The organism is Limosilactobacillus vaginalis DSM 5837 = ATCC 49540, from assembly GCF_000159435.1.
Classification (GTDB): Bacteria; Bacillota; Bacilli; order Lactobacillales; family Lactobacillaceae; genus Limosilactobacillus; species Limosilactobacillus vaginalis.
In genome coordinates this window covers 681,067-693,865 of sequence record NZ_GG693412.1, presented here as the reverse complement: position 1 = coordinate 693,865, position 12,799 = coordinate 681,067, and the positions used below count along the sequence as shown (strand labels likewise).

Here is a 12,799-nt window from a genome sequence, read left to right as displayed (position 1 = left end):
GTTCAACTGCAAAGCTGAACAACATTTAATATTTTATCGCATACCCATTTCAATGTCAACAACTAATTTTAATTGATTAACTCATCAAAGATTAAATCATTGACCTCAACAAGCAGCTTAAATAATATATCATGACAACAAATTAATGTCAACATATTATTTCAAATGAATTTACAATAAAATGTAACTTTCATTCATATTACCTCACAGGCAACGATAACTAATATACCTTGTTCGCTAGTCCACGTCAATAGGAAATTCTAATTTAAAATGTATGCTTAAAATCATACAGGCAATTAAAGACTTCAATTGCAGCTAAATCAATATCATCAAAACGAAAACGTTCTCGCGGACGATAGCGTTCAAAAACGAATTCACCACTTGAGCGAATATACGTTACCTCACAAAGAGGAATTCCAAACTGTTCAAATATTCTTTTCTGTCTATTATTAGAGTGATCAAGTGTCATTGCTTGAAGTCGTTTAATAATTTTTTCTAAATTTGAAGAGTACACCCTTCATCCCCCACATTCGTTTTAAATAATAAGGGCGAGAAAACTTTTTCTCACCCTCACTCTACTTGAACATATAAAATTCAATCATACCTTGATTTTTCTTGAAAGCTTCCAAATCAATTCTAATCATTCATTTTATTTCGACAATCTATCAAACTCATTTACGATGTTGAACCCGGTTTGGCTTAACGATTAAAGCAATTATTCCAGCAAACATCCCAAAATAATACGTTAATAACCGCCAAAGAAGCATTGCTAAAATCAATTTAGTATTCGAATTGACAAAACTAGCAAATAAAACGGAAAAACTATATTCTGCCCCTCCTGCACCTCCAGGAATTGGAAATAGTGAAATCACCATAAAGATTAACACGTGCAGGCTAACTACCATTATGAAGTTAATATGATGAACGCCTAAAGCAAGAAGAATGAAATACGGAATAATGTAGTAGAAAAAGAGCTGAGCAATTGTGACGATGCATACTCTTGCTAACTTACCATATTCCTTTTTCATTTTTAGACTTTCCTGGTAGAAAGAATCAATTTTCTCGTTCAAAAGAATCTTCATTCTTTCGTATCGTTTGGCTTTCATAAATAATGCAAGCGGCTTAATAAGCAGGTTCGTTGCTTTTTTAGTAAAGTGGTACCAATACATCACCATCAACAAGCCAACGATGACAGCAAGATGGATTGTAAAGCCAAAGACAACTAATAATACTAATGCGTGAAGTTTTTCTTCAATATAATGAAAACCAATTAATAGCGAAATAAGAAAGTTTACTACAATCATCGCTTGAAAGACAACAAACTTCATTAAAAGAACGGAACTAGCAATTCCGCCATCCACACCAGATTGGAGCATCGCCACCAGTTGTGCAGGCTGTCCCCCAGTTGAAAATGGAGTAATCCCATTAAATAGCTGTTCAATTAGAGGTAACCGAAATGAGTCTTTCCAGGTAAAATCTGGATAGCGATCTTTCATAAATATCTTTACCACAACTCCTTCCAATCCGAGGTAAAGACAAATACAAATAACCGCAACAAGCATCCATCCCCAATTGATCGTATTAAATTCCTGAATCAAAACATGAAGATTAATGTCACGTAAGACGTATACAAAAATCCCCACCCCAATCAGGAGCATCATAACCAGGACGCCCCAATTACGCCGGCTCATTAATTAGCCTCCTTTGCTTGTTGACGGTAAAAGCGATCCCAAACTTTTGCTAAGTGATCTTTCGAGTAACGCTTTGAAGTTTCAACTGCTCGTTCCCGTAAGTAATTCAATCTTTCCGGATTATGGGTGAGTTCTACAAGCTTAGTTTGCATTTCACTGACATCCTTCGCCGGTTCGTAATCCCCATCAATGATTGAATGATACAAATCAAGATCACGAAGCATTACGGGCGTACCACAACTGAATGCTTCAAGAACTGACATTGGAAATAGTTCGTTGAATGATGGAAGTAAGAATAAGTCAGCAGCATTATTTAATTCTGCAATTTCTTTTCGACTAACAATTCCCGTAAACAGCAAATTTGTCGGTGGATTATCAACAACTTTTTTTAACTCACTGTAACCATCAGTTAAGCGGCCAAACGAAAAGCCACCTGCCCACACAAACTGGATATTGGGATTCTGTTGGGCCAGTTTAATAAAATCGGGAACTCCTTTTCGTTCCTGGATCTGACCGCTTCCGAGAACCACAAACTTGTCTGCTGGCAGATGATACTTTTTCCGATATTCTTGCCGAGTTTGTTTATCAACCGGGAAAAAGTTATCCGAGTCAACAAAATTAGGAATATAAGTCACGTGGTCACGAGGAATCCCGTACGCAACTAGCTTATCAATAAAGGATGGATTAACGACAACTAAGTGATCCATCCGCTTATAAAAGGCGATTACGTACCGATAAAAGATTCCACGAAATGGTTGTGGAATTTGTAAGCTTCCCTCTAAAGTTTCGGGAAGGAAATGAACGTAGCCAATTTTCCGTCCCCGCTTTTTAGAAAATGTTGAGAAATAAAAGGGCAGATCAATCGTGTGGTAATGACTGATCTGGCTTTTTCGATATTTATTAATCGCAATGTCAAACTGATCGGCAAAGCGAGTTTTTAAGAGATGGATTAATTCCAAGTAAGCACTGCCGACCCCTTGTCCGGCAACCTTGTCGGCAGACGAAAACATGGTAATTTTTAACATTGCTTAACTCCTCGATCGATGAAAAAGATTCCGAAATGTACCCTTTGATTGACTAGATTGCTTCTCAGCCATTGTCTCTTGGCAATCTTGATAAAATTTAAGAATCCGCTGAGCAAATACTTCTGCAGAAATCTCGTGTAATTTTGCATCACGCTTATTCTGTTCCTCAGGCGTCCGCGGATTATTAAGGTAACGAAGGACACCATTAACAAGATCAATCCGCTTTTGGAAGCTAACCCCAATAGCTGGGTCATCAATTAACTCATCAGTATACTCACTCCGCATTACCACAATCGGCAAATCGGATGCCAATGCTTCATCATATGTCAATCCCTGGGACTCAGAATCAGACGCAGAAACAAAAACATTTGCCATTTGATAGTAATGATGAACATCATCATTATCAACCTGCCCCGCAAACTGAATATGATCAGTCAAATGCAGGTGCCGAACCTGTCGTTCCAAAGTTTCTCTTGCGGGTCCATCCCCAACTATCAGTAACTGAGCATCAGGTTTTTTAGCTAAGATATCGGGCATTGCTTCAATTAAGGTATGGATATTCTTTTCAAATGCAAGCCGGCTTAACGATAAAAGCACTGGTGTATCTGGCTTATACCCCCACTTGGCACGGAGAGCGTTCTTCTCTTCAAGAGAATCCCGCTGACCATATACTCGCAAGTTAATCCCAGTTGGAATAATCCGAATTGGTGCGTCAACATTATAAGAACGCATTGTCTCTAACACCCGTTCACTCGGTGCCACTACTCCAGAAATATTATGGAGGTAAATATGGGCTAATCGACCAACATCCTTTGGCTTTAGAATATGGCCATTAGCAATGTAATGAAGGTAGTCCTGATACATTGTGTGATAAGTATGAAGACAAGGGATGTTCAGGTGATGCGCAACAACTTTACCCATTACCCCCAACGAAAATTCGGTCTGATTATGAACAATATCCAATTGAAGCTTCTCTGCAATCTTGATTGCCCGAAAAGCACCCCGAATGGCAATCCGTCTATCCGTAAATGACACAAAGGGGATGCTTGGAAAACGATAGATCCCATTTTCTTTGTCATCGTCCTTTGCTTTAGGATCCGTTGTGGTAAAAATATATACCTGGTGTCCCTGAGCAATTAGTTCATCACGGAGCGTCTTAATCGACGTCGCGACCCCGCTTACTTGGGGAAAATATGTATCTGTAAAAAGACCTATCTTCAAGCTAATTGCTCCTTTTTTCTTTAATCTCAATTTAAAATAATCGTAAGATCATTATACAAAAGCATCTAATGATCCGCAAAAAGGTATCCTGACAATTGTAGACTGTTCAATCAGCAACAACAAGTTTTTTTGTCAAATATTAAGATCACTTAAGGATTTATTCGATCACTTTAGGGACTGCTTGACGAACCAATCGTTCAACTTCGGCAGCAGTTGTCGCATTGAGAGCCTTGTGAACTAGCGGTTGTAATTGACGAGTACTAAGTTGATTAATTAATGAGCGAATATGCAAAATGCTGCTACTATTCATGGAGAATTCATCCAATCCCATCGCCATTAACAATGGGGTTGCTAATGGGTTGCTTGCCATCTCACCGCACATACTTACCCACTTACCTTCAGCATGAGCTGCATCAATAACTTTCTTAACTAAACGAAGAACAGCCGGATGTAATTCTTGATAAAGGTAGGCCACGCGAGGATTCCCCCGATCAGCTGCAAATAGGTATTGAATTAGATCATTACTGCCGATACTAAAGAAATCCACCTCACGGGCAAAGGCATCTGCCATCACGGCACTTGAAGGAATCTCAAGCATCATCCCGACTTCGATGTTATCTGCTACTTGAACTCCCTCATTTAATAGTCGTTGCCGTTCTTCATCCAAAATTTTTCGTGCTTGCCAAAATTCTTCAACCGTCGAGATCATTGGAAACATGATTGCTAGCCGTCCATATACCGAAGCACGAAGGAGTGCCCGTAATTGTGGACGAAGAATCTCAGGCTTAGCAAGGCCAATTCGAATTGCTCGAAATCCAAGGAACGGGTTGTTTTCTTGAGGCAGCTTTAGCATCCCCAGATTCTTGTCACCACCAATATCAAGCGTGCGGACCACTACTCGTTGCCCTGGCATTTCAGTTAAAAATTGTTTATAAGCTTGTGTTTGCTCTTTTTCACTGGGAAGTCGATCACCACTCGCATACAAGAATTCACTCCGAACCAGGCCAATTCCTTCAGCCCCATTTTGCCGAGCATCAAGGACATCAATTGGCGTTCCGACATTAGCAACAACCTTAAAGTGGCGGCCATCGGTACTAACGGTTTGTTCATCCTTTAATGTCCCCCACTCTTGTTGTTCGCGATCAAATTGGGCGGCTAATCGCTGATAATGATCTACTTCCTCTTCTGACGGATCAACAATAACTTTGCCATGAATCCCATCAACGATCAGTAAATCGCCATTTTTTATTATTTTAGTAGCCTTCTCGGTCCCAACAACTGCTGGTAACGATAGAGTCTTACTCATAATTGTAAAATGAGAGGTTCTACCCCCGTCATCAGTAACAAGTCCGGCAACAAATCGCCGGTCAAACTGTGCGGTATCAGTTGGTGTAATATTTTGAGCTACAAAAATTGCCCGATGATCCAAAAGAGTTGGATCGGGAAGTTCAACCCCCATCAAATGACTAAGCACTCTTTTAGTAACGTCCTTAATTGCCGTTGCTCGCGACGGAAGATAGTCATTATCGTTCATTTTTTCGAGAATTTTTAATTGCTCATCTGCAGTTTTCTTAATTGCCCATTCTGCAGATAAATGGTCACGATTAACTTTTTTAAGAATTTCAGCATGGAGGGACCGGTCATCTAAAATTGCCAGCTGATCATCAACAACTGCCGCTGCCCTCTTCCCCAATGATTTATGGGCATGCTGGCGAATTGTCTGAACTTCATTCAGCGTTAAAGTAAAAGAATCATGAAGCCGTTTGACCTCATGATTCTCATTTGCTGAATATTGTTGGTTAACAGATAAATCTGGTCCCACTAATAGGTAGGCAGGAGCAATAGCAATCCCACTGCTCGCCGCCAAGCCATTCAAAAGTGTGGACATTAGTCTGTTAAGCCTTCCTTCTTCATTGTTTCAGCAACGGCATCCAAAGCTTCCTTTTCATCGTCACCCTTAGCAGTAATGGTAACTGAAGCATTTTGACCAACACCGAGTGACATAACACCCATGATGGACTTCAAATTAACACTCTTACCTTCGTATGAAAGGGTAACATCAGAATTATATTTAGAAGCTGCTTGAACCAGGATAGTTGCTGGGCGAGCGTGAATACCTGTTTCAGATGTAATTGTAAAATCACGTTTTTCCATAATTAAATCATTCTCCTTCGAGCATATTAGCAAATTGTCAGTGGCCAGGCCCTGATAATTTCATTGCTTTTATTTTAGCAATTGTAAACTTTAATTACAAGTTCTCTCAACGATTGATCATCGCTTTTTTAATCGATATGTAAGCGTTCCCCCACGATGGGCTTCCGCTTCAATTTGCGTCCGGTATTGATAACCATGAAAAACCGGCTGAAATGCCTGAAATTCCTCTGGAGTAATATCAAAATGACTAATCTTTCCCGAATGCAAATCCTCAAGTTCCTGTTGATAATCTCTTTCCGTCATTTAACCACCTCATTAAAGGATCTCTGACTTTTTCACTACCCTTATTTTAGCATTCATCTATCAAGAGTGCTAAAATTTAATAGAAAGTTTGAATAATTTTTTCTTAAACCAATTCATTTGGCTTGCAGTCAAACAAAAAGTAAGTATAATTAACATCAATGGTCAGGAAAGGTCAAAGATAATAATTTCCTTTTCGATGGTCGGATCTATTTTACTAAGGGGGTATTTTGCGGTGCTTTGTCAAAATTGTCATCAGAATCCTGCAACGATCCATTTACAAATGAACCTTAATGGCCAACGAGTTCAACTCGATTTATGTCAAAATTGCTATCAAAAATTACAAAACATGCAAACAAATATGATGAATGGAGGTAACGGAATGAATAATTTCGGTTTTGGAAGCCTCGAAGACTTCATGAATGCCATGAATAATATGCAAAGTCAACAAGCTGCTGGTAATGGGGCTGCTTTTAGCGGTCAAAACCAACGACAAGGCGGTAACGGTGGTCGCGGCAAGGGAATCCTTGGTCAGTACGGCATTAACTTAACCGACCTTGCTCGCCAAGGAAAGATTGATCCAGTTATCGGTCGTGATAACGAAATCAAGCGAGTTATTGAAATCCTTAATCGCCGGACTAAGAATAACCCAGTTTTAATCGGTGAAGCTGGTGTTGGTAAGACTGCTGTCGTTGAGGGCTTAGCTACTGCGATTGTTTCCGGTGAAGTACCAGAAAAGCTTGCTAATAAAGAAATCATTCGGCTTGATGTTGTTTCCCTTGTTCAAGGAACCGGGATTCGGGGACAGTTTGAAAAGCGGATGCAACAATTAATGGCCGAAGTGCGGAAGAACAAGAACATTATCCTCTTCATTGATGAAATCCACGAAATCATGGGTGCCGGAAATGCTGAAGGCGGCATGGATGCCGGAAACGTTTTGAAGCCTGCCCTTGCCCGTGGCGACTTCCAACTTCTTGGTGCAACTACCCTTAATGAATACCGAAAGATTGAAAAGGATGCTGCCCTTGCACGGCGTTTCCAACCAGTTGAAGTTAATGAACCTTCAGTTGATGAAACGATCCGGATCCTTAACGGGATTAAAGGCCGCTACCAAGATTACCACCACGTTAAGTACACGGATTATGCAATCGTGGCTGCCGCTAAACTTTCAGATCGCTACATTCAAGAACGGTTCCTGCCAGATAAGGCAATTGACCTAATGGATGAAGCGGGTTCACGGAAGAATTTAACGTTAAAGAATGTTGATCCAAACGCAATTGAAAACGAAATTCACACTGCTGAAGCACATAAGCAACAAGCAGCAGATAACCAAGATTATGAAAAAGCTGCCTTTTATCGGGATCAAGTAAGCAAGCTTGAAAAGGCAAAGAAGGAAGCAGAAGAAAATCATTCTGAGGAATCCGCAACGGTAACCGTTAAGGATATGCAGGATATTGTCGAAGAAAAGACTAATATTCCTGTCGGCGATCTGCAAAAACAAGAAGAAAACCAACTTCGGGATCTTGATAAGAAGCTTGACGAACATGTCATTGGCCAAACTGAAGCAGTTGATAAGATTGCGCGGGCAATTCGTCGGAACCGGATTGGCTTAAACAAGTCTGGTCGGCCAATTGGTAGTTTTCTCTTCGTTGGTCCTACTGGTGTTGGGAAGACCGAAACGGCTAAGCAACTTGCTCTTCAACTATTTGGTTCTAAGGATTCAATGATTCGTTTTGATATGTCAGAATACATGGATAAGACATCTACTTCAAAACTTATTGGTGCGGCTCCAGGTTATGTTGGCTATGAAGAAGCTGGTCAATTAACTGAACAAGTTCGTCGTCACCCTTACAGCTTAATCTTGCTTGACGAAGTGGAAAAGGCTCACCCTGACGTTATGCACATGTTCTTACAAATCCTCGATGATGGTCGATTAACCGATTCACAAGGTCGGACCGTTAGTTTCAAGGACACGATCATTATCATGACTTCTAATGCCGGAACTGGCGATGCTCAAGCTAGCGTTGGTTTTGGTGCTGAGTCAACTGGAAGTACTCACTCAATCATTGATAAATTGACCAACTACTTTAAGCCAGAATTTTTGAACCGGTTTGATGACATTGTTCAATTCAATGCCCTCAGCAAGGATAATTTGATGAAGATTGTTAACCTGATGATTAGCGATGTTAACAAGATGCTGACTGACCGTGACTTATCAATTACTGTTCCTGAAAATGTTGATGAGAAGTTAGTTGACTTGGGGTATGATCCAAAGATGGGTGCGCGTCCTCTTCGTCGGGTAATTCAAGAACAAATCGAAGATCGAATTGCTGACTATGTTCTTGATCACAATGATGCTCACGAGCTTGCTGCACAACTAGATAAAGATGGTAATATTACTGTTGTTGCCGCACCACAGGCAGATAAAGTTACTGATTAAAAGTTAAATTACGAATAATCTATTGGAGACTGGGAAAAAACATGTTTTTCCAGTCTTCTATTTTTTTACACTTTGTTAACCTGTTCATCACAGAGGTTTCACCTTATCAATGCTATAATGAAAAGTAAATATAGTTGACGGGGTGAAAAGGATGGAAGATAAGTTCAAAACAGGAAACCCAATCTGGGTCTACTACACAAATATTGATACTGGAGAAAACCTGGTTGTCCCCCAACTCTTACGGGGATTTATGGGAGAAGAATATTCCGTTAAAAAGAAGCAATTCGACGGTTACCAATTTGTCAAAAGTGAGGGGGAATTAACCGGAAAATTTGATGATCAGCCACATAGCATTCACGTTTATTATCGGAATAAAAACTGGGGTGAAGTGGAATCGATCGAAATGTATCTCCACCTCGATGCGGTTACTGCAGTTTACGATATGCCGAACGGGATGCAAGTTGGCACTCCTTTCCCGGACGATATTGTTCTGAAGGCCTTTCACCGCGTTGCAACTAAATCAGGAGAATTTTGGTACGAAATTGGCAGTGATCAATGGGTAAAATACGACAAAATGACAATTGTGGATAACCCATTCAAAACCGAAGATGAAGACTTTCAATCTAAGCTTGCTGACAATATGGCAGTAATTCCAATGAAGAAGACAAAAGCAGTGATTGACTATCTTCCAGGAAGATCAATTGACGCTTTTAATAAACCATATGGTGATAAAGTTGGCGAAATTAAGGATGGTCAAGAAATCACGATCACTGGTAAGATGAGTGATAATGATGAAATTATCTGGTACAAAGTCGGTAATGGAATGTTTATTACCGGCAACTATGTCAAATTGGAGGATCAAGATGGAGACTAATCAACAAACAATTGCAGTCGTTGGTGTCGGTAATATGGGGTCCGCAATTATTAAGGGACTCGTAAATACGAACCAGTTTAATATCATTGGCGAAAACCCAGATAATCCTCGGGTTACCAAACTTGGACAAGATCTCGGCTTTACCGTCGTTAATAATAATCAAGATGTTGTTAATGCTAATCCTGACTTCGTTGTGCTTACTACCCCCGCACCGATCACAATAAAGATCGCTCAAGAATTAAGCCAGCTTCCCGCCTCAACAACTGTTATCTCAGCAGCTGCTGGTGTTTCATTGAAAGAATTACAATCAGTGATTACCAATGCTACAGTGGCAACAATGATTCCCAACACCCCGGTTGCCGTTAATGCAGGAACAATTGGGCTAGCTCTTCCTGAAGCGATTACCGATGAAAAGGCAAATAAGATTATCGCTTTCCTTAAATTATTAGGTGATGTGATCCCAGTTAGTGAAAATCAATTAGATATTGTTGGCGTCATTGGCGGGTGTGGACCAGCATTTGTGGATGTCTTCATGGATGCCATGAGTGATGGTGCCGTTGCGAACGGAATGAATCGACAAACAGCTTATCGTTTGATTTCAAGTATGGTTAAGGGAACCGGGAAACTTGCTTTTGATACTAACAAACTTCCCGCTGAACTTCGTGATCAAGTTACTTCACCAGCCGGCACAACAATTAAGGGTGTAATGGCCTTGGAAAAGAATCAGTTCCGCTATGCAGTAATTGATGCAATTAACAAGGCAGCCGGAAAATAAGAATGGTAAATTTTAAAAAACAATCCCGTTACTAATCGGTTAAATGACTAGTGACGGGATTGTTTGTGTTTTAAATTATTTTGGGTAATGGAAGGCGAAAAGGGTGCTTGCTGTGACCGCAATCTCTGTCTAGCTTTTTCTAGGCAACTTAGTCTAAACGTGCTTCGCTCGAGTTTCCTAGAGCTAGCAACCTCCTTCCTAGGCGCGAGTCGCCTTCGTCAGGAGAAATTGCTAGCTTTCCGGAAACTCTTTGGAGCGAAGGCACTCTCTTTCCTTAATCCCTTCTCAATTGCATTTTATCGTTGAAGAACTTGGAAAGGAAAATGACGATAACCATGGTGATTCCCCAAATGATCCACCAAGTGCTGGAAGAACTAAGAATCGTCCAAAGAGCACTATTAGGACCGATCCATTCATTATGTTGATAACCAATATTAAGGCTCATCATTGCCCGAATAAGTGCAACCAAGAAAATGATAAATAGGATCGGCAGGCCGATGCCGACAATCCACTTCCAGGTCCGGTTAAGCAAACCAAAGCCATTACCAATCATTTGAAAAATTAACGTACTAGAAAGAAGAACTAATAATTGCATCCCCATCGCCTGCCAACTTGCTAGCGGGTGGTCAAACAAGCTTAATAAGTTATTAACCACCCAAATTCCAATGGTAGCAAGGGCTAAAGCAATCAATCGTCCCCACCAAAGGGTCTTTCGTGAAATCCCGTTTTGAATTGTCCACTTAAAATCATCATAAGCAGTAATTAAGAAATAACCGAGTAAAATCATTGTGAATACTGGCGGTAATACTCCTGGAATTCCTTGCAAGCTAACGAGAAATGAATCAACACGACGATCAATTAGCAATTCAACAAAATATCCCAAAAATACTACGCCGACAGCCCAAGCAGCAGCAACGGCTAACGCCCAACCGAGGCGATGAAAAACATTGGTAATTACTAATCGTTGTTCATGACTAAGCATCTTCTTGTTGGCCTCCATTCGTTAAGTAGATAAATAAGTGCTGTAAATCATAGTGTCCAATCTGAACTTGATCAGGAAGAATCCGATCTTCTGGTAACTGATCAAAGACATGGGCTGTCCGAATATTCCCCAAGTCGGTTGTTGAAAGGACGTTCAACCCTTCCGTATACTGATCAACTAACTTTGCAGGACCAGAAATATCGTATGCCCGGTCCAGCAAATCCTGAACATCAGCATCCTCAAGAACCCGATGACGATCAATCAAGATCACATGCTCAACCAATTGTTGAATTTCATCAATTAAGTGAGTTGACAAAACGATCGTCCGTGGCCGCTTTTGGTATGACTTAATTAATTCTTGATAGAAAATTTCACGGTGGTTAGCATCTAATCCTAATACCGGCTCATCAAGAAAAATATAATCAGCATCAACGTTTAATGCCAAGCTAATCTTAGCAGCGGTTTTTTGACCAGTGGAAAGTTTGGCAAATTTTTGGTTACCATCAAGCTCAAACTGTTTAAGCATTTGTTCAGCATTTTGATAATCAAAATTACCGTATGCACCATCAGCAAGGTCAAACATTTGGTTAATTTTTACCTGCTTATAGTAAAGGTTATCTTCACCAATAAGGAAAATCTTATCCAAAGTTTGATCAGTATTGACCTCCTGATCACCTAACTTGATCGAACCAGATGTCGGAAAGATCCGGTTACTGATTAAGTTTAGGAGAGTCGATTTCCCCGCACCGTTTCGACCGAGCAAGCCATAAATTTTTGCCGGCTCTAAAGTGAATGAAACATCATCAAGAATTACTCGACGTCCAAATTTCTTTGATAAATGACTAATCTTTAATTGTTCCATCATGCTCACCCCGCTCAATTAATTCGACTAAATGTTGCTTATTAATTCCTAATTTATGTGCTTCCACAAGGAGAGTTTTGACATAATCCTTATAGAAACTTTCTTTACGCTCTTCCATAATCTTTTGTCGAGCCCCCGTTCGTACAAACATTCCGCGTCCACGGTGCTTTTCAATCAACCCCGCATCAACCAGGATATTCATCCCTTTCAAAACCGTTGCTGGATTAATATGTAATTGCTGGGAAAGCTGGGTAGTTGATGGTACCTGGCTCCCTTCATCAAAGCCACCGGTAAAAATCATTTCTTCCAGTTGACTTGCGATTTGTTGGTATAACGGTGTTGACTCGTTAAAGTGAAATTGCAAAAGATCATCTCCTTAACAGCCAATTAGTTATATGGTTAATTGATTATGTAACTAACTATATAGGATCCTTAAAACTTTTGCAAGTTTAAATAAAAAATAGTTTAAATTATA

Annotated in this window: 13 protein-coding genes; 3 read left to right on the top strand and 10 right to left on the bottom strand. The window is 40.2% G+C overall.

Going from position 1 to position 12,799, the window contains the following annotated elements; all coding sequences use genetic code 11:
* Positions 1–265: 265 nt before the first annotated feature.
* The 7 genes from HMPREF0549_RS03130 to ykzS all read right to left on the bottom strand — a co-directional run bounded on the left by HMPREF0549_RS03130 (position 266) and on the right by ykzS (position 6,394).
* Positions 266–514 carry a YkuJ family protein gene (locus tag HMPREF0549_RS03130; RefSeq protein WP_003716813.1) on the bottom strand — a complete coding sequence of 83 codons (249 nt, stop codon included), beginning with the start codon at positions 512–514 and terminating at the stop codon, positions 266–268.
* A 157-nt stretch (positions 515–671) separates the two neighbouring features.
* On the bottom strand, positions 672–1,691 hold the full coding sequence (locus HMPREF0549_RS03125) for a lysylphosphatidylglycerol synthase transmembrane domain-containing protein (protein WP_003716812.1): 1,020 nt from the start codon (positions 1,689–1,691) through the stop codon (positions 672–674).
* Positions 1,691–2,716, bottom strand: a complete 1,026-nt coding sequence (locus tag HMPREF0549_RS03120) for a glycosyltransferase family 4 protein (protein WP_003716811.1) — start codon at positions 2,714–2,716, stop codon at positions 1,691–1,693. Before HMPREF0549_RS03120 ends, HMPREF0549_RS03125 begins: the two co-directional genes overlap by 1 nt.
* Positions 2,717–2,719: 3 nt before the next feature.
* Entirely contained in the window at positions 2,720–3,937 is a 1,218-nt protein-coding gene (locus tag HMPREF0549_RS03115; RefSeq protein ID WP_040530885.1) for a glycosyltransferase family 4 protein, read from the bottom strand.
* Positions 3,938–4,094: 157 nt separating this feature from the next.
* The gene (gene ptsP, locus HMPREF0549_RS03110; RefSeq protein ID WP_003716809.1) at positions 4,095–5,825 is read right to left on the bottom strand and encodes a phosphoenolpyruvate--protein phosphotransferase; all 1,731 of its coding nucleotides are present in this window, start codon (positions 5,823–5,825) and stop codon (positions 4,095–4,097) included.
* Positions 5,825–6,091 carry a phosphocarrier protein HPr gene (locus tag HMPREF0549_RS03105; protein WP_003716808.1) on the bottom strand — a complete coding sequence of 89 codons (267 nt, stop codon included), beginning with the start codon at positions 6,089–6,091 and terminating at the stop codon, positions 5,825–5,827. The genes ptsP and HMPREF0549_RS03105 overlap by 1 nt, the downstream gene beginning before the upstream one ends.
* A 117-nt stretch (positions 6,092–6,208) precedes the next feature.
* On the bottom strand, positions 6,209–6,394 hold the full coding sequence (gene ykzS / locus HMPREF0549_RS03100) for a protein YkzS (RefSeq protein ID WP_003716807.1): 186 nt from the start codon (positions 6,392–6,394) through the stop codon (positions 6,209–6,211).
* Positions 6,395–6,626: 232 nt separating this feature from the next.
* On the opposite strand from ykzS, the gene HMPREF0549_RS03095 reads away from it, so the two are divergent.
* The 3 genes from HMPREF0549_RS03095 to proC all read left to right on the top strand — a co-directional run bounded on the left by HMPREF0549_RS03095 (position 6,627) and on the right by proC (position 10,480).
* Positions 6,627–8,831 (top strand): ATP-dependent Clp protease ATP-binding subunit, encoded by a 2,205-nt coding sequence (locus HMPREF0549_RS03095; protein ID WP_040530883.1) that lies wholly within the window; start codon positions 6,627–6,629, stop codon positions 8,829–8,831.
* A gap of 151 nt (positions 8,832–8,982) precedes the next feature.
* A complete protein-coding gene (locus tag HMPREF0549_RS03090; protein ID WP_003716805.1) occupies positions 8,983–9,705 on the top strand; it encodes a MucBP domain-containing protein in 723 nt (240 codons plus the stop codon).
* Positions 9,695–10,480: a pyrroline-5-carboxylate reductase gene (gene proC / locus HMPREF0549_RS03085; protein ID WP_003716804.1), complete on the top strand. Its 786-nt coding sequence runs from the start codon at positions 9,695–9,697 to the stop codon at positions 10,478–10,480. Before HMPREF0549_RS03090 ends, proC begins: the two co-directional genes overlap by 11 nt.
* 274 nt (positions 10,481–10,754) lie before the next feature.
* Here proC and HMPREF0549_RS03080 read toward each other — a convergent pair whose 3' ends face one another.
* From HMPREF0549_RS03080 to HMPREF0549_RS03070, 3 genes are read right to left on the bottom strand one after another with little or no spacing between them, the layout of a single operon-like run.
* The gene (locus tag HMPREF0549_RS03080; protein WP_040530881.1) at positions 10,755–11,462 is read right to left on the bottom strand and encodes a hypothetical protein; all 708 of its coding nucleotides are present in this window, start codon (positions 11,460–11,462) and stop codon (positions 10,755–10,757) included.
* Positions 11,455–12,327, bottom strand: coding sequence for an ABC transporter ATP-binding protein (locus tag HMPREF0549_RS03075; RefSeq protein WP_003716802.1), 873 nt, complete (start codon positions 12,325–12,327; stop codon positions 11,455–11,457). The genes HMPREF0549_RS03080 and HMPREF0549_RS03075 overlap by 8 nt, the downstream gene beginning before the upstream one ends.
* On the bottom strand, positions 12,305–12,688 hold the full coding sequence (locus HMPREF0549_RS03070) for a GntR family transcriptional regulator (protein ID WP_003716801.1): 384 nt from the start codon (positions 12,686–12,688) through the stop codon (positions 12,305–12,307). Before HMPREF0549_RS03070 ends, HMPREF0549_RS03075 begins: the two co-directional genes overlap by 23 nt.
* Between the last annotated feature and the right edge of the window lie 111 nt (positions 12,689–12,799).